Below are 22,027 nucleotides of genomic sequence, written 5' to 3' on the forward strand. Positions count from 1 at the left end.
TGGGTGGGGACTTGCTTGTATCAGGAGGAGTGCAAGCTCCTTCTGATAAACTGCGGAGCAGTTAATCGGTTATGAGCAAGTAGCAAAGCGGATTGCGAATATCCGCTTGACTAATATTTTACCATATCCTGTCGGGAAAGAAAGGTAAATTTATTGTTAATATTGTTAATCTTTCTTGACATCCTTGTTCTATTGCAGTATCATCAATATGTCACATTTTAACACTGTACTTAACGAAAGGACTAAAATGAATCGTTCTGAATTACTCATTACATACGGGCATCGTATTCTTGAAAGCAACCAATTTGCAAATGCAAAAGATCAAAAGCATCATTTTCGCACAGATGTAGCTTCCCACTCGATCAATGTGGCGCTGTTTTGTATTGCATTTTATCAGCTTCTGAGTCTTTTTCATATAAAGCTGAATCTGGCAACGCTAATTATCGCCGCACTGGCCCATGATCTTGGCATCATCGGACGAAGGGAAAAATTTTCTTCCAATTACCAATGCCTTAAGGGACATCCAAAAGACTCTGTTGCGGCGGTTCGGGAGATTATCCCCGAGGTCGATATAAGGGTCTGTGACGCGATCTCCAGCCACATGTTCCCCCTGTACCCGATCCTTCCGACCTCAAGAGAAGCTTGGATCCTCACCCTTGCCGACAAATGTGCTACCTGCATCGATCTTTTCCGGCACTATACCGTACCGCAGGTTTCCATTGCATAACACAAAGGAGCTGCAAAACAACTGTAATTTCAGTTATTTTGCGGCTCCTTTTAATATCCCTACGATCTGCGCCGTACCGGTATCTGGATCTTATAGATCATATGCTCCGAATGATCCAGCGGGAACTGGGTGAGAACCTCACAGATATAGTCACCGGAGGAGATCATATCCTGTCTTGTCATCTCCTCATACAATCTGTTTGCATACTCTGCTTCCAAAGACGTATTGTCCGAAGCCACGGAAAGATACATACTCTGCGGTAGTGTACGTATACTTCCGGTGTCCGGGTACAAATCGTCGACAAATATAAATGCAGTCTGTGATGTATACGTTCCTTCCATAAAATGTTCTTTATCCATGATCGTGCCGACATTGATAAAATAGGACGGAGGAAGCTTTTTTTCATGAAGATAATTCTGCATGTGGCGGAGCATATTCTCATAGCCCTGATAGCCTTGGGAAAAGAAGTCAAACTCCGTATTCTGCACATCCAGTTTTCGCTCGGGTACATACTCAAAAAACACTTGTCCAAACGGCGGCAGAGCATTCAGCGTCTGAATATTTCTACGGATGCGAAGCAAATTATTCCTGCTTACTGAAGAATTATAGATCTCCTCCGATAAAGCGCCGATCTGTTCCTCAAGTACCTGCAGTAATCGTTCCTCCGATGAAAGCTCAAATATCTCGCGGATCTTTCCCAGCGGCAGATGGCAGCTTTTCAGGGCGCGGATCAGATCCAGCTTTGCACACTGTTCCAGCGTATAATACCGGTAGCCCGTTTCCGGATCCATATATTGAGGCTCCAAAAGCTTATTCTTAGAATAAAGTCTTAATGTCTGTGTACTGACATGGTTAAGCTCTGCCATCTCACCGATCTTTAAAAGTGTATTTCTCATTGTAATCCCTCCTCTCCTTCTGATTTTAGCAAAGAATTCCGGGAACATCAAACCCCTCTTGACTTTATACTTACTATAAGGTGTAAAATTATATCAGCAAAGTAGATCCGGCAAACACTCATCTTGATCAAGGAGGTATTTTTATGGAAAGAAAAATTACATTCGCTCAATACGGCTGTGGTAAAATGGGTAAATATCTGATCCGATATGCAATTGAAAAGGGCGCAGAATTGGTTGCTGCTTTTGATATGAACCCTGCCATTCTTGGAAAAGATGCGGCAGAAATTGTAGGGGATGGTTATCCGGAAACCGGTATCAGGATCTCTGATTCCCGTCAGGCTGATGAGCTTCTCGGAAGCTTAAAGCCGGATGTCTGCATCATCGCCACCAGAAGTACCGTTGCAGAGCTTGAAGATATCTTTACGATCTGTGCAAAGCATGGCATCAATGCCATTACTACCTGTGAGGAAGCGCTGTATCCGTGGAATTCTTCTCCGGCTCTCACCCACAAATTAGATGAACTCGCGAAAAAAGGAAACTGCACTCTGACCGGCGTTGGCTACTGTGATCTTGTATGGGGTACTATGGTCACCAATCTTGCCGGCTCCTCCTTTAAGATAACAAAGATCTTAGGCAGCAGCTGGTATAATGTTGAAGATTACGGTATTGCTCTTGCCGAGGGTCATGGAGCAGGCTTTACTCCGGAACGATTTGAAAAAGAAATTGCAAATATCAACACTATGTCACCGGATGAGTTGAAGGAGCTTATCGAAAGCGGACGTTATGTACCATCTTATATGTGGAATCAGAACGGCTGGCTCTGCAGTAAGATGAACCTTCATATTATCTCCCAGACACAGAAATGCTATCCAACTACTCACTCCGAAGATCTTTTCTCCACGACCTTAAATGCAACGATCAAGGCCGGTGATCCTACCGGTATGCGTGCAGTTGTAACAACAGAAACCGAGGAAGGCATCACCCTTGTAACGGAATGTGTAGGTAAGGTATTCGCACCGGATGAATTTGACCGCAACGACTGGACCTTTATCGGGGAACCGGAAACTACTGTTTCCGTTAATCGTCCGGCAACCGTGGAAATGACCTGTGCCACCATCGTAAACCGCATCCCGCAGCTGATCGATGCTCCTGCCGGATATGTAACGACTGATAAATATCCCTATAATGAGTATTGTGTTCATGCGTTGAATACTTATGTCAGATCAAAATAATGAGCTGGGGCTTTGGCCCCAGCTCAATCTTTTCAGCACGATCCATGCAATACGGTTTCACTGTTTTTCCGCTCCTCGCATCCATCTATTTCGTGCTTTTAAGCATCTCCTCTATCTCCTCTTTTCCATGGAAGCCAACCAAGCTGGATACTGCCTTTCCTTCCTTAAAGAGCACCAGTGTGGGAATGCTGAATACCCGGAACTTTCTGGCAAGCTCCATCTGCTCATCTACATTGATCTTACCCACCTTAATGACTCCGGCATTTTCCTTTGCGATCTCATGCACTACGGGTGCAAGCATCTGGCACGGCCCGCACCAGTCAGCATAGAAATCGATCAAGATCGGCTTTTCGGAATGCATAACCTCATTTTCAAAATTTGCAGCAGTGATAATCAATTCAGCCATATTAAAAGCTTTTGTCCTGCCGAAAATATTTCTTTTATCTTAATGTCAGAGGATTCTTTATGTCAAGTATACGCTGTGAAATTGTTCTTATAACGCATCTTTGGCGTTACTGCACACGGGTAGGAATTTCCTGTTACATAAAAATAGTCCCGGCATACAGACTCTTCTGTCCATATCGCCGGAACTGTTTTTATTTTCGCATGATCATATCGCGCCAAAGTTCTCTTACTCTCTTACTAACAGAGATTTACCAGTCATCTCTTTCGGCTGTTCCATTCCCATAAGTTCGATCAGGGTCGGAGCAATATCCGCGAGGCAGCCGCCTTCTCTGAGGCCGCAGCCCTCGCCTGCGTTTACGAGGATGAACGGAACCGGGTTTGTTGTGTGGGCGGTCCACGGCTCTCCTGTCTTGTAATCGATGAGCTGCTCTGCGTTTCCGTGGTCAGCACAGATGAACATCACGCCGTCAACCTCTTTGATTGCCTCAACTGCTTTTCCGACGCACTCGTCGACAGCCTCGATGGCCTTGACCGCCGCGTTCTCAACGCCTGTGTGGCCTACCATATCCGGATTTGCGAAGTTTACAATGATAACATCATATTTTCCGGAGCGGATCGCGTCTGTCAGCTTCTCACAAACGGCCGGTGCGCTCATCTCCGGCTGAAGGTCATAGGTTGCGACCTTCGGGGACTTCACAAGGATACGGTCCTCACCCGGATTCGGTTCCTCAACGCCGCCGTTGAAGAAGAAGGTAACGTGGGCATATTTCTCTGTCTCAGCAATTCTCGCCTGAGTCTTCCCGTGGGCAGCAAGGAACTCACCGAAAGTATTCCTGATCGTCTCTTTCTTAAATGCGACAAGTTTGTTCGGGATCGTCTCATCGTAGTCGACGAAGCAGACATATGTGGTGTGGATTCTCTTCTCTCTCGGGAATCCTGTAAACTCGTCATCGCAGAACGCGCGGGTCATCTCTCTTGCACGGTCCGGGCGGAAGTTGAAGAAGATCACGGAATCGTTGTCCCTGATGGATCCGATGGCATTTCCATCCTCCCCTGTCACAACAGCCGGAACGACGAACTCATCTGTCTTTCCGTCATCGTAGGACGCCTGGATCAGTTCCGTCGCGGATATTCCCTTATTGCCCTCACCCGCTGTCAGTGCCTTATACGCAAGCTCCACACGGTCCCAGCGGTTGTCACGGTCCATCGCGTAATAACGTCCCATCACGGATGCCACCTTGCCGACGCCGAGTTCTTTCATCTTCTCTTCCAGAGCCGCAACGAAATCTTTTCCGGATGCCGGCGGAGTATCACGTCCATCAAGGAAGCAGTGAACGAATACCTTGTCGAGTCCGTTTCTCTTTGCAAGCTCTAAGAGTCCGTAGACATGGGTGATATGGCTGTGCACGCCGCCGTCGGATAAGAGTCCGAACAGGTGCAGCGCGGAGTTATTCTTCTTACAGTTCTCAACAGCTGCGAGGAACTCTTCGTTCTTGAAGAAATCTCCATCCTGAATGGATTTTGTGATTCTTGTCAGCTCCTGGTAAACGATGCGCCCTGCGCCCATGTTCAGGTGTCCGACCTCAGAGTTTCCCATCTGGCCCTCCGGAAGTCCGACAGCGAGTCCGCTGGCCTGGCCTTCCACAAACGGGCACTCCTTCATTAAGCGGTCCATCACCGGCTTCTTCGCCTCATATACCGCATTTCCTTCATGTGTTTTATTCAGTCCGTAACCATCGAGGATCATTAACACTACTGGCTTTTTGCTCATGATTTTTTCTCCTTTATTGCGTGACTGCAGGAGCCAGCTCCAAACGGAAGCTTCCTGCGTTCTTTATAAATGCAATCATTTTCTGCGGTCGGAACGGAGCTTTCCGTCTAACGCTTTGATATTGGTACTATCATCGCAGAAACACCTATATTTTATACCAATTATATCGTTCCTGCAACTGTTTTGGAGGGAGAAATTGTTATAAATTTATCAGTCTTGATCTACACGATCCTCCCCGCCTTCGTTCTGTCCGGAATTTCCACCCCAGAAAACTCATACCCGAAAAAAGGAGCTTCCTTCCAGGTGAGCATTCTATCCTACAGCGATTTCACAATTTTTTCACATCAAACACAATATTTCGACACATTTTTCCAGTATCCTGTAAAGCGTAACAGGACAGCAAGCCTGGAACAAGATATACTTTTTCATACTTGACCGGCAGAGCGTTCTGTCGGTCCCTCCCTTTTGTTTCAAAAACATTTACAATATAAATCTCCTCTTTTTGAGGCTGCCGCAGGAGTAGAAATGCGGCAGCCTTTTTATTCGTTCCATCAATCGCTTGAACTACAGTTCTGTATAACAGACTGTACTGAAATATGATTTTTGCATCTTCATATTGCTTGCAAATGCTTGCATTTAGGATCTGCCGTCAGGATCATAGTGTTCTTATCGATCTTTGAATTAAATTTTCATGTTTCTTTTCATTTTTTCGGTTTCTGTGAACTTTCCGGGTATTTTTCTTCCTGATTGTAAGACGCGATGCCAATGCTCTTCAATCGCTGTTTTTCCTTATAAAATAAGGCTTTGTGGGAATTTCCCCGAACCCGGAAGATTCTCCGAAATAACTTTTTTTCAAAAAATTGAAATTTTTTCAAAAAACGCTTGCATTTTTTTCAAGGTCATGCTATTATATACGAGTTGCTGGTGAACAGCACAAAACGCAAAGCCTTAAAGACATCGAGGCGTGGCTCAGTTTGGTAGAGCGCTGCGTTCGGGACGCAGAGGTCGCAAGTTCGAATCTTGTCGCCTCGATTCCGGCCTGTTGGTCAAGCGGTCAAGACGACGCCCTCTCACGGCGTAAACCCGGGTTCGATTCCCGGACAGGTCATGAAGCTGTATGGAATTCCATACAGCTTCTTTTTTTATGTCTATCATAGTTTTCATTAATAGAAAATTGTAGAATATCAATATAAAATGTGATATGCTGTAAACGCTGCCGAACCTCCAGCAGAAAGGAGGTGTGCGTCCATGACAGAATTGTTCACCACATTTCTTGTCTCTGTTATAGCGGGTGTAGTTAGCTGCTACATATGCAAATGGCTGGACAGAGATAAATAGGCAGCAACAGCCTATGCGGAGTGGTTCACCGTAACGAACAAGAAAACCCCAGAGGTGGCAGCCTCTGGGGTTTTTGCGTCGCATGAGAAAAGTTCACCACATTTCTTAGCTGCCTACATCATATTCTATTTTTTTTTAAATGTCAATATGATATCAAAATCACCCATCCAAAGAACTCCAGACCGAAACCTATTTCCATACGCTATGACTTATTTCAATTTTTTTCACAAATAATTCATGTTTTCTTTCCTCTTTTTGTTACAATTTATGCTATAATATCTATGAATGAGTCATGGTAAAGTATCATGACTCTATTTACGCAAGAAAAAGCTGATCCGCTGCTGCTTTGGGACCGGTTTTTGCGTCACTGACCCGGCGGCTGCTGCCGTCTGTACCAGAAGGAGGAACATCGAGAACTTATGGATTACCCTGTATTAAAAAAGAACTTCGAAAACCATCGTTTCCATACATCATATTTTGAGACAAAGGAGGAAGCTGCAGCTTATCTTGCTGAGCAGATCAAAGGTGAGACCGTTGGCTTCGGTGGCTGTATGACCGCAAAAGAGATGGATCTCTTTGAGATCCTCAAAAAAAACAACGAAGTGATCTGGCACTGGGAACAGGGACCGGATGCAAGGATCCGGGCAAAAAAAGAATCTACCGTATACATACTGAGCGCAAATGCCGCTGCAGAGACCGGTCAGATCATCAACATTGACGGAAGCGGAAACCGTCTTTCCGAGAGCTTATTTGGACCGAAACGAGTATACTATGTGATCGGAAAAAATAAGATCGCGCCGGATCTGTCCTCCGCAATGGACCGCGCGAGAAATATCGCCTGTCCAAAGAACGCGGCGCGTTTTAATAAGAAGACTCCATGCGTCGTGTCCGATGACAAAAAGTGCTATGACTGCAACAGTCCGGAGCGGATCTGTAACGCGATCCTGATCTTAGAACGCCCCTGTACCGGAATGGAAGTTGAAATGGTATTTATCAATGAAGATCTTGGATATTAAAGGAGAGACACATGAATATTCTGTTTTTTCTAACACCAAAGAATGATGTGGCATTTATTTATTCCGACGCGAACCTCAGAGAAGCGATCGACCTGATGGAGGCGCACGGCTATTCCGCCCTGCCGATTCTCACAAAGCAGGGACGGTATGCGGGAACGCTGACAGAAGGCGATCTGCTCTGGTACATGAAGAGCCATCTGAACCAGAGTTTAAAGGATATGGAGCTGATCTCCGTCATGGAGGTAAAGCGCCGTCAGGACAACAGCCCGGTAAACGCCGGAGCAAAGATGGAAGATCTGCTGGATAAGGCGATGCAGCAGAACTTCGTCCCGGTACTCGATGACAATAAATCCTTTATCGGAATTATCACGAGACGTGATATCATGAAATATTTTTCCGGTTCCTATAAGAAAACAGGAAATGCTTAAGTTATTGGATTCCGGGTGAAATGGCTTTTTTCAGACCGTCGCATAAGTTCCTGTCATTTTCTTCCAGCATCATTTTCTGCCGTCCGGTTATACTGATACCATCCCAGAAAAAGGTGGTGAGAAATGATGAATCAGGAAAAGAACGACAGCATCCAGTGCTCGATCCATAACTGCGTGCATCATGCGGAAAATGTGGATTACTGCACCTTAGACCGTATCCATGTAGGAACGCATGAACTCAATCCTACAAAAAAGGAATGTACCGACTGTGATTCCTTCCAGTGCAAGATGTAGTCCGGTCTGATGTTTGACGAGAAAAGAGATCCCTCCCTCCCATAAATTTTATGGAAAAGGAACGGGATCTCTTTTTCTATTCTTCTACCGTGAATTTCCCACCGCAGCCGGCTGCGGATCGAAGCTCGGGTTGAAGGCGTAGAAGTTTCTGGAGTCCAGCTTCTCCTGAAGACCGCGAAGAGCTTCTCCGAAACGCTGGAAGTGGACGATCTCACGCTTCCTTAAGAAACGGATCGGTTCGCAGACATCGGGATCTGTCACGACACGAAGAATGTTGTCGTAGGTGCTCCGGGCTTTCTGTTCTGCAGCAAGGTCCTCGAAGAGATCCGTCACAGGATCGCCCTTCGACTGGAACTCGCAGGCGTTAAAGGGCACACCGCCAGCCGCCTGAGGCCAGATCCCCGTGGTATGGTCGATATAGTACGGGCCGAATCCCTGCGCTTCCAGCTCCTCCGCTGTTAAGTTTCTCGTGAGCTGGTGAACGATCGCCGCAACGATCTCCAGATGGGCGAGCTCCTCCGTTCCGATATCCGTCAGAACCGCTTTCTGCTCCCCATACGGCATTGAGTAGCGCTGGGAGAGATAACGCATGGATGCACCCATCTCGCCGTCGGGTCCACCATACTGACTCATAATAAACTGCGCCATCTTCGCATTCGGTTCCTTTATATTTACCGGAAACTGCAATCTTTTTTCGTAGACCCACATCTTAGCATCCTCCTTCCCATGGCCATTTTTCAGTTACCCAGTTCCAGGACATGGACGTGACATCGGTGTATCTCAGCGGCCCAAACCGCCTCTCATAGGCAGCCATGGACTGGTCACGCATATCACGGACCGCTTTGTAATAGCGAAGCGCATCCTGATTTTCCGGATGAGTGTCTAAGAACAGGGCAACGTCGTCCATCGCAAAACCGGCTTCCATGATCTGACGCATCAACAGCTCTTTATCCTGAACGGTCATGCCCCCGGCGCTCTGACACGTACTGCACGCAGGCATCACATCCTGCGCTGACAGGCGGGAGTCACTCACAGGTTCTGCCGGCATTCCCGGCATCATGCTGCATCGATATAGTTCCCTCATCTTCTGCACCTCCCCACGGCAAATGGAAGATCCAGGGACGGGAAGATCGTTCCCCGGACAAAACCTCTGGCTAACGGATATATGGTCCCCCACATCTGCATCGGAACATATCCCATTCCTATCGGAAATCTTGGATCATTGTCGTCAAAACAAAAGTTGGCCACCGGACGCACAACAGGTCCCGGGCCGGAAATATCAGACAGACTTCTGCCGCAGCCGCAGGACGGACCCATAGCGGTATCCGGCAGATCGGAATTTCTGCAATTCATATGCGGATGTCTCCTTTATTTGTTCTGATATTAGAATATGCATCTTTGGCACGTTAGTGCCTTTTATGCAACAGGGAATTTCCTGTTATATAAAAAGCCTCCAGAGAGCTTCCCTGAAGGCTTTTTGGCTTAACTTTGCAAATTACGTGTAATCGTGATCTCTCACTCCAGAAAATCCAGCGCATCCACCGGCACGCCGTCCTTCAGAAACTCGAAGAACACATTCGTGCCTTCCACCGAGTAGTATTTTGTCGGCTCGGCGACATAGCCCAGAAGATCCCCCTGTCGGACATATTCATTTTCTACAACAGGGATCTCTTTTAACTGGCCGCAGACGGCAGTATAGCCGTTTCCCAAATCGAGATCAACATAATTACCGATCTCCTCGTTTGTCCCAACAGAGACCACTCTGGCGTCCGCCGGAGCCGATACCGGGGTGCTGACCTCGCTCTGGATCACATTGGCGGGATTGACTTTGTACTGGTCCAGGGTCGGGAAGTAGGTCGTGGTGTCCATGCAGTAGCCAAGAACGATATTTCCGGTCACAGGCCAGGAGAGCTTATCTGTGTCTGCGAAATCGAGGACCAGGGATTCGCTGACAGCAGCACCGGCTTCCGCCATGGAATGATCGCCTGTCAGGGCGCTATCTGATGCATCAGCAAGACCAGTATCCATCGAAATTTCTCCGGCAAAATTGCCGGGATCAGCGCCAGTTCCGGCACCATTCTTATTGTCTGCCAGACCGACAGCCGTGCCGTCCCCAGCAAGTTCCCCATTCCCGGCTTCATCTCCGGATGCCGCCAGTTCCCCCGCCAGTGTATCGCCGCCGGACTCCGCTCCTGCGTTGGAATCCCCCGCGATCACATGGTCCGGGTCTTCGATCTCCAGATAGGGGCTCTCTCCGATATTTTCTCTCCCCTTCTGGATTCTTACAGCGCCTGCTGCCGCAACAATAGTCAACAGGCCAAGTACGAGCATGACAAGGACAAATTTGTCCTTGAAAAGCTGATTTCCTCTTTCTTTCACGTTTATCACCTCGGTTATATTCTTACCCACGGCGATGAAGTTATACACGAAATCATACTTTTTTCCGGACGTATCCACCTTTTATCTTCTGTGGGCCATCTTATGAAGGCTTAAATAAATACTCTCCGGCATTATTTAGGAAATTAATACATTTTGGCATCGAACAAACTGAAATACAAAGTTCTCGAATATAGGTGAAACCTGGTCTAAGCTTCTTTTACTCCGCAATTTTCACGATCTCAATCCCCTGAAAATAATATTTCAACAGTTCCCGGAACTCACTCCCCTGCTCTCGCTCCATCGCATCCGCCCCAGCCTGGGAGAATCCGTATCCGCTGCCGATCCCCTTCGATGACACCCGGATCTTCCCGTCCGCAGACGAAAAATGAAAGCAGGAAGATAAAAGCCCCAAAGAATCCCGGACCTCATCCCCAGTATAATCCATATCCCCGATCTGCACCCGCTTCACATACCCGGCATCATCCCGCTCGATGATCTGAATTTTTCCCGCAATGCCGTCCGCTCCCGGACGCGGCCCGCCAATCCTTCCGATCTTATCCGCAAACTCCGCTTCCGTAAAGGTCCGGACGCATAAAAATTCTCCGGCCTCCAGATCTCCCGGACTCTCCACCGAACAGATATATGGATATGCGGCAAGTTCCCTCGTCTTTCCTGCCGACGCCTCACAGTAGAACGGTTCGATCAGCTCCCCGTCGTACTCCGCAACGAGTCCTTCTGTCTCCTGCACCGCGGTACGGATCTTCCCGTAATACTCTCTAAAATGTTCTTTCCCCCATTTTTTCTCCATCTCCCTCATGCTGAGACAATCTATGTCCAGTTCCTCTTCCCGGATACGTTCCAGCCCCGGATCCACAAGCCGGTAGATATATGTCCTCGCAAGCACCGCCTGTGCTTTTAATGTCTCGATCCCGTACTCTGCCGGGATCTCCGCCGCCACGACTCCGGTAAGAAACTCTTCCGCCGGGACTTCCGTCCCTGTATCCGTCCGGATCCGGCCTGTCCACGCCAGCGTTGTCACATAGGGGATCATGACCGTCATCCATAAGACCATAAAAAAACGCTTCATAAAAAATACCCGCCTCATACACCTGTGATACCGGATTTCAGATCCGGAAGTCTTCCGGGCGGATTGCCCGAAAAACTCCTTCCGAATTTTTCTGATATCACTATTGTATGAGACGGGTCTGTTTTTTATGTTATCCGTAACTGTCAAGTACCTTCACAGTTACATTATTTCAGCTCTACCTTGATCTTCTTCAAATGCCAGATATCTCTTACATACTCCTCGATCGTACGGTCGGAAGAGAACTTTCCTGCGGATGCGGTGTTGAGCATCGCGGTTCTTGCCCACCACTTCTCATCGCGGTATGCCTGGTCGATCTTCTTATGTGCTTCCGCATAGGAACGGAAGTCCTTTAAGATAAAGTAGGTATCTGCGCGGTCACTGCTCTGGGTGTTGAGCAGGGAGTTGTAGATATCGCGGAACAGCTCCGGATCCTGCGGAGAATAGTAGCCGTTGATGAGCTGCATCAGCACGCGGCGGATATCCTGATCATTGTTGAAGATATCCATCGGGTTGTAGCCACCGTTATTCTCAAGGTTGATGATCTCATCTGCGGACGCACCGAAGATGAACATATTGTCCTTGCCGACTTCCTCTGCCATCTCGACGTTCGCACCGTCCATGGTTCCGATCGTCAGAGCGCCGTTCAACATGAACTTCATGTTTCCGGTCCCGGATGCTTCCTTACTTGCTGTGGAGATCTGCTCGCTGACATCCGCAGCGGAGAAGATCAGCTCTGCGTTGGATACACGGTAATCTTCAATGAATACGACCTTTAATTTGCCGCCGATGGACTTATCGTTGTTGATCACATCAGCCACATTGTTGATGAGCTTGATGGTCAGTTTTGCACGCTTATATCCGGCTGCTGCTTTCGCACCGAAGATGAAGGTTCTCGGAACGATGTCCATATTCGGGTTATCTTTTAACTGGTTATAGAGATACATCACATGAAGGATGTTCATGAGCTGTCTCTTGTATTCATGAAGACGTTTTACCTGAACATCGAAGATGGATCGCGGATCGACATCGATGCCGTTGTGCTCCTTGATGTACTTTGCAAGACGGATCTTGTTCTGGTACTTAATATTCATGAATTCCTGCTGGCACTTCTCATCATCCACATAAACAGAAAGCTTTTTAATATTGGAGAGATCTGTGATCCACTCATTTCCGATCTTATCGGTCACCCAATCTGCAAGCAACGGGTTGCCGTGAAGCAGGAAACGTCTCTGGGTAATACCATTTGTTTTATTATTAAACTTCTCCGGCATCATCTCATAGAAGTCACGAAGCTCCTGTTTCTCAAGGATCTCTGTGTGAAGCTTCGCAACACCGTTTACAGAGAAGCTGCCGACGATTGCAAGGTAAGCCATGCGGACCTGTCCGTCGTAAATGATCGCCATTCTGCGGATCTTCTCGTTGTCACCCGGATATCTCTGCTGGATCTGGGCTACAAAACGGCGGTTGATCTCCTCAACGATCTGGTAAACACGCGGAAGCAGACGGGAGAACAGCTCGATCGGCCATTTTTCAAGAGCTTCAGCCATGATGGTGTGGTTTGTGTAGGCACAGGTCTTTGTCGTGATCTCCCAGGCCTCATCCCACTCTAAGTTCTCCTCGTCAAGTAAGATACGCATTAACTCAGCAACCGCAACGGTCGGATGTGTATCGTTTAACTGGAAGGATGCCTTCTCATAGAATTTATGGATATCGTCATGCTTTTCCTTGTACTTTTTGATGGCACGCTGAACACTGGCAGAAATAAAGAAATACTGCTGTTTTAAGCGAAGCTCTTTTCCGGAATAATGGTTATCATTCGGGTAAAGGACCTCAACGATGGTCTTCGCCAGATTCTCCTGCTCAACAGCTTTCTGGTAATCGCCCTTGTCGAACTCGCTTAAGTTGAAGGTATTCACCGGCTGTGCATCCCAGATTCTTAAAGAGTTTACAACATTGTTGCCGTATCCCATGATCGGAATATCATACGGAACCGCCATAACGGACTGGTAGCCCTTCTGTACGAAATGGTTTCTCTTTCCGTCCCATTCTGTCTCCACATAACCGCCGAATTTGACCTCCGTCGCATACTCTGCGCGGCGGATCTCAAACGGATAGCCGTCCTTCAACCACTCATCCGGGACCTCGATCTGATATCCGTCACGGATCTGCTGTTTGAACATTCCATAACGATAACGGATGCCGCAGCCATATGCCGGATAGCCTAAAGATGCAAGGGAATCCAAAAAGCATGCCGCAAGACGTCCAAGACCGCCGTTTCCGAGTGCCGGATCCCGTTCCTGATCCTCAATGGAATTCAGGTCAAAGCCCAGTTCAGAAAGTGCCTCCTCGATTTCCTTCTGCTCACAGAGGCTGATGATATTGTTGCCGAGGAAACGACCGGTTAAAAACTCCATGGACATGTAGTAAACGATCTTCGCATCCTGCTTGTCGTACTCTTTATGAGTCGCGATCCAGCGGTCGATGATCATGTCCTTAACTGCAAGTGCGACAGCCTGGTAAACCATAGCCGGAGTCACCTCGTCGATCGTTTTGCGGTAGATGCTCTTTACGTTAAACACAATGGTCTTCTTCAGTTCATCCTTGTTAATTGTCTGACTCACCCCTAAAGTCCTCCTTTATACTCTCTTAATGGCCGGATCCCACGCCATGCCTCTTCAGGCCGCGTCTGTGATCCGGTCAATGTGAACCCCTTATTTACAGGAAGGTTCCGCATTGCGGGTCTGTCCATAAATATTGTTCATGAAATCCCCGCGCTGCGGAACTTTTTCCTGTTGTCATCCGTCTATTTTGTCACTTTCACTACGCCGAATACAACATCCTCGCCGTTGATGTTCCATTCCTTCGTGTAGCCAGCCATCTCACCAAGCATAATGTTGTCAGCCATGACCTCGCTCTTTAACTCGTCCGCGTACTTCTTGATCAGATCTGCGATCTTCTCATTCTTGTCCGCGTAAACGTAGATGTGGTCCATAACCTCGAATCCAGCCTCTTTACGCATGGTCTGGATCTTGCTGACGATCTCGCGGTAGAAGCCTTCCTCGAGAAGCTCCGGTGTCAGTGTTGTGTCGAGAACAACGGTCACGGTATTGTCTGCCTCGGATACATAACCTTCTGTCTGTGCCATGTCGATCAGGAGGTCATCCTTTGTGAGAACGACTTCATTTCCGTCAAAGTTGAAGGTCAGAGCGCCCTTCTCGTTCAACGTATCCATCGCTGCGTTTCCGTCTAACTCAGCCAGAGCTTTCTTGATATTTCCGAGCTGTTTTCCGTACTTCGGTCCTACCGTCTTAAGCTGCGGCTTGAAGGTGTAGGAGGTAAAGCTTCTCACATCGTCTGTGAACTCTACGGACTTCACATTTAACTCGTCCTCGATGATCTCCTGATAGAACTCCGGAAGCTTCTCCGGTGCCTTTACGAACATCTTTGCGATCGGCTGACGGTTCTTGATGTTTGCGGTATTTCTTGCCGCACGTCCCATCACAACGATCTTTAAGACTTCATCCATCTTTGCTTCCAGCTCGGCATCGATATGTGCCTCATCAACGGTCGGGAAGTCGCAGAGGTGGATGCTCTCCGGAGCCGTCTTATCGATGGATCTTACAAGGTTCTGGTAGATCTCCTCTGTCATGAACGGGATCATCGGAGCTGCTGCCTTGCTGATCGTCACAAGAGCTGTGTAAAGAGTCATGTAAGCGTTGATCTTATCCTGCTCCATGCCCTTTGCCCAGAAACGCTCACGGCTTCTTCTTACATACCAGTTGCTCATGTCATCCACAAACTCCTGGAGTGCTCTTGCTGCCTCCGGGATGCGGTAGTTCGCAAGGTCATCATCCACTGCCTTAACAGTAGAATTTAACTTGGATAACAGCCATTTGTCCATGACCGGAAGCTTATCGTACTCCAGTGTGTACTTGGTCGCGTCAAAGTTATCAATATTCGCATAGAGAACGAAGAATGCATAGGTGTTCCAGAGAGTACCCATGAACTTTCTCTGTCCTTCCATAACGGCCTTTCCATGGAAGCGGTTCGGCAGCCACGGTGCGCTGTTGATGTAGAAGTACCAACGGATCGCGTCGGCACCATATGTCTTCAGGGCGTCAAACGGATCGACAGCGTTTCCTTTGGACTTACTCATCTTCTGTCCGTTCTCATCCTGAACGTGACCGAGAACGATAACGTTCTGGTACGGCGGCTCATTAAAGAGCAGCGTGGACTCAGCGAGCAGGGAGTAGAACCATCCTCTTGTCTGGTCAACGGCCTCGGAGATGAACTGTGCCGGGAACTGTTTGTGGAAAAGCTCCTGGTTCTCAAACGGATAGTGATGCTGTGCGAACGGCATTGCGCCGGAGTCGAACCAGCAGTCGATAACCTCCGGTACACGGTGCATTTCTTTTCCGCAGTCCGGGCAGGTGATCACTACATCATCGATAAACGGACGGTGAAGTTCAACCTCTCCCTTGTCTCCGTCCATCTCCTTGCTGTATTTCTTAACAACATCCTGATAATTCAGGCTCATCTTCTTTAATTCTTCACGGCTGCCGATGCAGTGCATCTTTCCGCACTCACACTGCCATACCGGAAGAGGTGTGCCCCAGTAACGGTTTCTGGAGATTCCCCAGTCCTGAACGTTCTCCAGCCAGTCGCCGAAGCGTCCTTTACCGATGGATTCCGGAATCCAGTTGATCTTATTGTTGTTGCGGATCAGGTCATCCTTCACCGCTGTCATCTTGATGAACCAGGACTCTCTCGCATAGTAGATCAACGGTGTGTCACAGCGCCAGCAGAACGGGTAGCTGTGCTCGAATGCCGGTGCCTCGAATAACAGACCTTTTTCCTTTAAGTCTTTTAAGACCATCGGATCCGCCTTCTTCACGAATACGCCTGCATACGGAGTTTCCTTTGTCATGTCGCCCTTTGCATCTACAAGCTGTACAAACGGGAGATCATAACGGCGGCCTACCTGGGCATCGTCCTCACCAAAGGCCGGTGCAATGTGTACCACGCCGGTACCGTCTGTCAGGGTTACATAATCCGCGCATGTCACGAAGTATGCTTTCTTGTGCTGTTTCTCGCAGATCTCAACTGCGCAGTCAAATAACGGCTCGTATTCCTTGTACTCAAGATCCTTACCGGTGCATGTCCCAAGAACTTCATATGCCGGAGTTCCGTTTTCCTTATCCGCAAGCTTTCCGAGAACGGCATCAAGCAGGGCTTCTGCCATATAGTAAGTATAGCCGTCTGCAGCCTTTACCTTTGCGTAGGTCTCCTTCGGATTTACGCAGAGAGCCACGTTGCTCGGAAGTGTCCACGGTGTTGTGGTCCATGCAAGGAAGTACGCGTCCTCGCCTTTCACTTTGAAGCGGGCGATGGCGGATTTTTCCTTTACATCCTTATATCCCTGTGCGACCTCGTGGCTGGAAAGCGGTGTGCCGCAGCGTGGGCAGTACGGAACGATCTTAAAGCCCTTATATAAAAGTCCCTTATCCCAGATCTGTTTTAATGCCCACCATTCGGATTCGATATAGTCATCATGGTAGGTAACATACGGGTTCTCCATATCAGCCCAGAAACCAACGGTGCTGGAGAAATCCTCCCACATTCCTTTGTATTTCCAGACGCTCTCTTTACATTTCTCAATGAACGGCTCAACACCGTACTGCTCGATCTGCTCTTTTCCGTCGAGACCAAGAAGCTTCTCGACCTCAAGCTCTACCGGAAGTCCGTGGGTATCCCATCCAGCCTTACGCGGAACCATATAGCCCTTCATGGTGCGGTATCTCGGGATCATATCCTTGATAACACGGGTAAGTACGTGTCCGATATGCGGTTTTCCGTTTGCGGTAGGCGGTCCGTCATAGAATACGTAAGGGGTTCCTTTTCTACGGCTGTCGATACTCTTTTCAAAGATCTTTTCATCTTTCCAGAATTTCTCAACCTGTTTTTCCCTGTCCACAAAGTTCAGGTCTGTTGATACTTTCTCGTACATGACACATTTCCTCCAATCAATGTTTTGCGCATAACTTTCTCGTTGTTATGCTCTTCGTGTTTTGTGTGTCGTATGCTGAATCAGTAATAAAAAAGCCCCGTTCTCAATGAGAACAGGGCGAAAATAACGCTTTTAACCACCTATTGCTGCATACTGACATATGAGTTCCCTTTAACGGCGGAATCACCGGGTACACTTACTTTCCAAAAGCAGTACCGCTTTCAGGGTTCAGCTTCCAGCTCGGGAGTGATCTTCCTTTCACGAAAAAGCACCGGGCTTCCATCGTCCCCGGCTCGCTTTGGCTTTCTGCTTGTGAACCTACTGTCTCCGTCATGGCTTTTTTCTATGGATCGTCTGAATGTAACCATCGAATCTGTTCATAGTTACATTTTTTTACACTCAGACAAAATAATGATGTTGGGGTCAAAAGGTCTTTTGCCCCCTTTGATACCGGATTGTTTCGCACTACGTGCTTCCACAATCCTCAAAACATTCATAATCCGCTCATTTTTCTACAAAAAATGGCTACTTATTCATGTTTTAGGCGGATCCCAAGGTCAAAAATCCTCTTGCAAGCAAGCTTGCATCAGATTTCCGACCTTTTGACCTTGGTATCAAAATAATTATAGTAATAAGGTATTTAAAAGTCAAGGGAATCCCTCGGGAGTTGCGAAATCTTTCCATATTGATGCCGTCTTCCTGTTTTCTTTCTTAACTTTTTAGGCACATTTTACGTTCTTTTGAAGTGTTCGTTACTTTTTTAACACGCAATTTGCCTTTTCGCACAAGAACTGATATAATCAACCACAACACGTTTGACAGCCGCCCGGTTCTTTTGGGGTGAACCGCACTTAAGCTGTCATTATCGTCCGGCATTTTTATACGCTCCGGACTGCTGCGTTTAATATTCCGCTGACACTTACCGCGGAGAAATTTAAGGAGAAACATTATGAGCGAACGAAACCTGACGCTGCTTACAGATCTCTACGAGCTGACCATGATGCAGGGTTACTTTCATGCAAAGGATGCAAATGAGACTGTCATCTTCGACGCATTCTACCGCACAAATCCGGATGGAAACGGATTTGCCATCACGGCCGGCTTAGAGCAGGTTGTCGAATACATCGAAAATTTACACTTTGATAAGGAAGATATCGATTATCTCCGCACCACAGGACTCTTCGGGGAAGATTTTCTGGAGTACCTCTCCACCTTTAAATTCACCGGTGATATCTACGCGATCCCGGAAGGAACCGTCGTATTCCCGAGAGAACCGCTCGTAAAGGTCATCGCCCCGATCATGCAGGCCCAGCTTGTTGAGACCGCGATCTTAAATATCATCAACCACCAGAGCCTGATCGCAACAAAGACTTCCCGGATCGTCCATGCAGCACGCGGAGACGGAGTCATGGAGTTCGGTTTAAGACGTGCCCAGGGTCCGGATGCCGGAATCTACGGTGCGAGAGCCGCTATGATCGCCGGCTGTATCGGTACTTCCAACGTGCTCTGCGGTCAGATGTTCGATGTCCCGGTAAAAGGAACCCATGCCCACAGCTGGATCATGAGTTTCCCGGATGAGCTCACCGCCTTCCGCACCTACGCGAGACTCTATCCGACCGCATGTATCCTGTTAGTCGACACTTACGACACCTTAAATTCGGGTATCCCGCATGCAATCCAGGTATTCAAGGAGATGCGCGCGGAGGGAATCCCGCTTACCTTCTACGGAATCCGTATGGACAGCGGAGACCTCGCTTATCTCTCCAAAGAGGCGAAAAAAATGCTCGATTCGGAAGGCTTCACGGACGCTGTGATCTCCGCATCCAACGATCTCGATGAGACCCTGATCACAAGCTTAAAGAACCAGGGCGCAACCATCAACTCCTGGGGTGTCGGCACAAACCTGATCACCTCCAAGGACTGCCCGTCCTTCGGCGGTGTTTATAAGCTCGCGGCGATCATGGACAAGAAGACTGGAAAGTTCATCCCGAAGATCAAGCTCTCCGAGAACGAGGAGAAGATCACAAACCCGGGCAACAAGACCACCTACCGTATCTACGGAAAGGACAGCCACAAGGTCATCGCGGACATTATCTGTCTCGTGGGAGAGACCTTCAACGAGGACGAACCGTTACTGCTCTTCGACCCGGTGGCAACTTGGAAAAAGACACTCCTCGCTCCCGGAACCTACACGATGCGTGAGCTTCCGGTACAGGTATTCAAGGACGGCGAGTGTGTCTACCACTCCCCGAAGGTCATGGAGATGCAGAAATACTGCAAGGAAGAGCTCAATACCTTATGGGATGAGACAAAACGTCTCGTAAACCCGCATGAGGTCCATGTGGATCTTTCCAAGCCGCTTTGGGATATGAAGCATGAGCTGTTAGACAAGTATCATTTTGAGTAAAACAGGAACTTCTTATAACTTTACCAGGAGGTAATTATCATGAGTGCAACAGATATCGCCACATCCATCGATGTGGATCTTGACTTAATTTATGAACAGACAAAAGCCGTTGCAGAGGAACTGATCGAGATCGCCAATATGAAACCGGGCCAGATTCTGGTTGTTGGCTGCTCCTCCAGCGAGATTGCTGCCCATGTGATTGGTTGCTACTCCAGCAGTGAAGTGGGTCAGGCTGTCTTCACCGCTCTCTCCAACGTGACAAAAAAACATGGTCTCTACCTCGCCGCCCAGTGCTGCGAGCACTTAAACCGCGCCCTGATCGTCGAGGAAGAGTGCGCCGAGAAATATGGCCTGGAGATGGTCAATGTAAAACCGCAGTTAAAGGCAGGCGGATCCTTCTCCACCGCCGCATGGAACGAATTCGAGCATCCATGCGCTGTGGAATATATCCAGGCACACGCCGGGATCGATATCGGTGACACCTTGATCGGTATGCATCTGCGCCATGTCGCCGTTCCGGTCCGCACCACCATCAAATCCATCGGCTCCGCCCATGTTGTCTGTGCGAGAACACGGCTCAAATATATCGGCGGCGAGCGGGCTGCTTATCAGAAATAAAAAAGGGGCTGTCGCACTAACGTGCGGCAGCTCATTTTATATATCCAACACAAAACGCCGAGCTTCGAAAAGCCCGGCGTTCGTGGTATAATCAGTTTATGCGACTAAACAAAATAATACAGAAGGATTATACCTCATTTTCGCTGTATTATCAAATTAAACTTCCGCTGGATTTAGAGATTTCTATTCCATCTGATGATCCAGTTCGTCCGGTAAGTGCCTTTGTGGAGGAAATGGACCTTTATGAACTATATAAAACTTATGGCAGGATCAGAAAAAATCAGGCAACGCCGCGTCAGATGCTGAAACTCGTTATCTATGCAGCAATGAATCGAATCTACTCAAGTCGAGATATCCGAAAAGCATGTAAACGGGATATCAACTTTATGTATCTCCTTGAAGGAATGCCTGCTCCTGATCATGCAACGATTGCGCGTTTTATCTCCCTACATTTTTCTGCCTGCGCAAAGGTTCTGCTTGCCCAAATGTCAGATCTGCTCTATCTTCTTGGTGAGATTTCGGGAAAGACCATTTTTATTGATGGCACCAAGATTGAATCGGCAGCCAATAAATATACCTGAATTATTCACGGCAAAGCCGTAATCGTGGCTGAAAGCCACATAGTTACTGTATTTTAATTGCATATTGCTTTTAATTGCTTTTCACTTGTTAAGTGAATAAAAAAGAGCATCCATTTGTGGTAAAATATAAGGTGTATAATCAAAATAAATACCAACAAAGGAGCCCTTTATGAGTATTGTAAACACCTTTTCACTTCAAAGCAATAGGCAAATTAAAATAAATTTTGATGGAGGCGACTTATCCTCCGATGCAGGCTTACTCCTCATCAAAGAGTTCATAAGCAGACTTGGCATTGAACGGATTTTAAACCGTTCATTTAAGACCAATGATTCTGCAGTGTTTCGATATCATACGGACAGGGATAACCTTCTCCAGATGATATATATGATCATGGCCGGTTACTTCGAAGATGATGCTTCGGATGAACTGACCAATGATCCTGTTTTTAAAGCTGTACTTGAAAAATCCGCATTAGCATCCCAGCCAACCGTATCAGGATTCTTTAACCGCATGGATGAAGATACTTTAAAGCAGTTCCAGGAGATCAGCCGGATACTCAGAAAAAGGCTCTACAGCATCCAGATACCTCAGGCCGTGATCCTGGATCTGGATTCCACGCTCCTCGCAGCATACGGCAAACAGGAAGGCAGGGCATTTAACTTCCATTATCAGAGTAATGGCTACCATCCGCTCGTCTGTTATGACAGAATCACTGGTGATCTGATAAAAATCCAACTCCGTGATGGAGCGGCTTATTCCTGTACCGGTGTAACCGATTTCCTGCAGCCGATTCTCGACGAGTACCTGAATGATTATCCAACCATCCATCTCCTGCTTCGC

Annotated in this window: 19 protein-coding genes and 2 tRNA genes; 11 read left to right on the forward strand and 10 right to left on the reverse strand. The window is 47.8% G+C overall.

What is annotated here, in order from left to right:
* Positions 1-247 precede the first annotated feature (247 nt).
* Positions 248-727, forward strand: coding sequence for an HD domain-containing protein (locus DXA87_RS09710; RefSeq protein ID WP_158553063.1), 480 nt, complete (start codon positions 248-250; stop codon positions 725-727).
* A 59-nt stretch (positions 728-786) separates the two neighbouring features.
* On the opposite strand, the gene DXA87_RS09715 is transcribed toward DXA87_RS09710, so the two are convergent.
* Complete coding sequence (locus DXA87_RS09715) at positions 787-1,623, reverse strand: MerR family transcriptional regulator (RefSeq protein WP_158553064.1); 837 nt, start codon at positions 1,621-1,623, stop codon at positions 787-789.
* A gap of 143 nt (positions 1,624-1,766) precedes the next feature.
* Here DXA87_RS09715 and DXA87_RS09720 point away from each other — a divergent pair, with 143 nt between their 5' ends.
* Entirely contained in the window at positions 1,767-2,855 is a 1,089-nt protein-coding gene (locus DXA87_RS09720) for a dihydrodipicolinate reductase (protein ID WP_117504140.1), read from the forward strand.
* 85 nt (positions 2,856-2,940) lie between these two features.
* Here the strand turns inward: DXA87_RS09720 and trxA are convergent, their stop codons facing one another.
* Entirely contained in the window at positions 2,941-3,261 is a 321-nt protein-coding gene (trxA, locus tag DXA87_RS09725) for a thioredoxin (RefSeq protein ID WP_117504142.1), read from the reverse strand.
* Positions 3,262-3,486: 225 nt separating this feature from the next.
* Complete coding sequence (gene gpmI / locus DXA87_RS09730) at positions 3,487-5,031, reverse strand: 2,3-bisphosphoglycerate-independent phosphoglycerate mutase (RefSeq protein ID WP_117504144.1); 1,545 nt, start codon at positions 5,029-5,031, stop codon at positions 3,487-3,489.
* Positions 5,032-5,989: 958 nt separating this feature from the next.
* Here gpmI and DXA87_RS09735 point away from each other — a divergent pair.
* The 5 genes from DXA87_RS09735 to DXA87_RS09755 all read left to right on the forward strand — a co-directional run bounded on the left by DXA87_RS09735 (position 5,990) and on the right by DXA87_RS09755 (position 8,107).
* Positions 5,990-6,063: transfer RNA gene (locus tag DXA87_RS09735), tRNA-Pro, on the forward strand.
* Between the two features lie 4 nt (positions 6,064-6,067).
* Positions 6,068-6,139 (forward strand) — tRNA-Glu (locus DXA87_RS09740).
* Positions 6,140-6,788: 649 nt separating this feature from the next.
* The gene (locus DXA87_RS09745) at positions 6,789-7,385 is read left to right on the forward strand and encodes a lactate utilization protein (RefSeq protein WP_117470352.1); all 597 of its coding nucleotides are present in this window, start codon (positions 6,789-6,791) and stop codon (positions 7,383-7,385) included.
* Between the two features lie 11 nt (positions 7,386-7,396).
* Positions 7,397-7,813 (forward strand): CBS domain-containing protein, encoded by a 417-nt coding sequence (locus DXA87_RS09750; RefSeq protein ID WP_015553710.1) that lies wholly within the window; start codon positions 7,397-7,399, stop codon positions 7,811-7,813.
* A 123-nt stretch (positions 7,814-7,936) separates the two neighbouring features.
* Positions 7,937-8,107, forward strand: a complete 171-nt coding sequence (locus DXA87_RS09755) for a DUF1540 domain-containing protein (protein WP_021903995.1) — start codon at positions 7,937-7,939, stop codon at positions 8,105-8,107.
* Between the two features lie 84 nt (positions 8,108-8,191).
* On the opposite strand, the gene DXA87_RS09760 is transcribed toward DXA87_RS09755, so the two are convergent.
* The 7 genes from DXA87_RS09760 to ileS form a co-directional block, all read right to left on the reverse strand.
* Positions 8,192-8,815 carry a manganese catalase family protein gene (locus tag DXA87_RS09760; RefSeq protein ID WP_117484349.1) on the reverse strand — a complete coding sequence of 208 codons (624 nt, stop codon included), beginning with the start codon at positions 8,813-8,815 and terminating at the stop codon, positions 8,192-8,194.
* Between the two features lies 1 nt (position 8,816).
* The gene (locus DXA87_RS09765) at positions 8,817-9,191 is read right to left on the reverse strand and encodes a spore coat protein CotJB (RefSeq protein ID WP_242992124.1); all 375 of its coding nucleotides are present in this window, start codon (positions 9,189-9,191) and stop codon (positions 8,817-8,819) included.
* A complete protein-coding gene (locus DXA87_RS09770; RefSeq protein ID WP_015553714.1) occupies positions 9,188-9,460 on the reverse strand; it encodes a spore coat associated protein CotJA in 273 nt (90 codons plus the stop codon). Before DXA87_RS09770 ends, DXA87_RS09765 begins: the two co-directional genes overlap by 4 nt.
* Positions 9,461-9,622: 162 nt before the next feature.
* The gene (locus tag DXA87_RS09775) at positions 9,623-10,486 is read right to left on the reverse strand and encodes a M23 family metallopeptidase (protein ID WP_242998032.1); all 864 of its coding nucleotides are present in this window, start codon (positions 10,484-10,486) and stop codon (positions 9,623-9,625) included.
* A 217-nt stretch (positions 10,487-10,703) separates the two neighbouring features.
* Positions 10,704-11,573, reverse strand: a complete 870-nt coding sequence (locus DXA87_RS09780; RefSeq protein WP_158553065.1) for a SpoIID/LytB domain-containing protein — start codon at positions 11,571-11,573, stop codon at positions 10,704-10,706.
* A gap of 164 nt (positions 11,574-11,737) precedes the next feature.
* Positions 11,738-14,194 carry a glycogen/starch/alpha-glucan phosphorylase gene (locus DXA87_RS09785; protein ID WP_117504148.1) on the reverse strand — a complete coding sequence of 819 codons (2,457 nt, stop codon included), beginning with the start codon at positions 14,192-14,194 and terminating at the stop codon, positions 11,738-11,740.
* A gap of 182 nt (positions 14,195-14,376) precedes the next feature.
* On the reverse strand, positions 14,377-17,580 hold the full coding sequence (gene ileS / locus DXA87_RS09790) for an isoleucine--tRNA ligase (RefSeq protein ID WP_117504150.1): 3,204 nt from the start codon (positions 17,578-17,580) through the stop codon (positions 14,377-14,379).
* A gap of 949 nt (positions 17,581-18,529) precedes the next feature.
* On the opposite strand from ileS, the gene DXA87_RS09795 reads away from it, so the two are divergent.
* The 4 genes from DXA87_RS09795 to DXA87_RS09810 form a co-directional block, all read left to right on the forward strand.
* Positions 18,530-19,987, forward strand: coding sequence for a nicotinate phosphoribosyltransferase (locus DXA87_RS09795; RefSeq protein WP_117504152.1), 1,458 nt, complete (start codon positions 18,530-18,532; stop codon positions 19,985-19,987).
* Between the two features lie 39 nt (positions 19,988-20,026).
* A complete protein-coding gene (locus DXA87_RS09800; protein WP_117504154.1) occupies positions 20,027-20,605 on the forward strand; it encodes a TIGR01440 family protein in 579 nt (192 codons plus the stop codon).
* A gap of 98 nt (positions 20,606-20,703) precedes the next feature.
* Positions 20,704-21,186 carry a transposase gene (locus DXA87_RS09805; RefSeq protein WP_347473079.1) on the forward strand — a complete coding sequence of 161 codons (483 nt, stop codon included), beginning with the start codon at positions 20,704-20,706 and terminating at the stop codon, positions 21,184-21,186.
* Positions 21,187-21,355: 169 nt separating this feature from the next.
* The coding region (locus DXA87_RS09810) for a transposase (RefSeq protein ID WP_199537921.1) at positions 21,356-22,027 on the forward strand (672 nt) is incomplete at its 3' end.

Source organism: Desulfotomaculum sp. OF05-3 (assembly GCF_003435535.1).
Classification (GTDB): domain Bacteria; phylum Bacillota; class Clostridia; order Lachnospirales; family Lachnospiraceae; genus Pilosibacter; species Pilosibacter fragilis.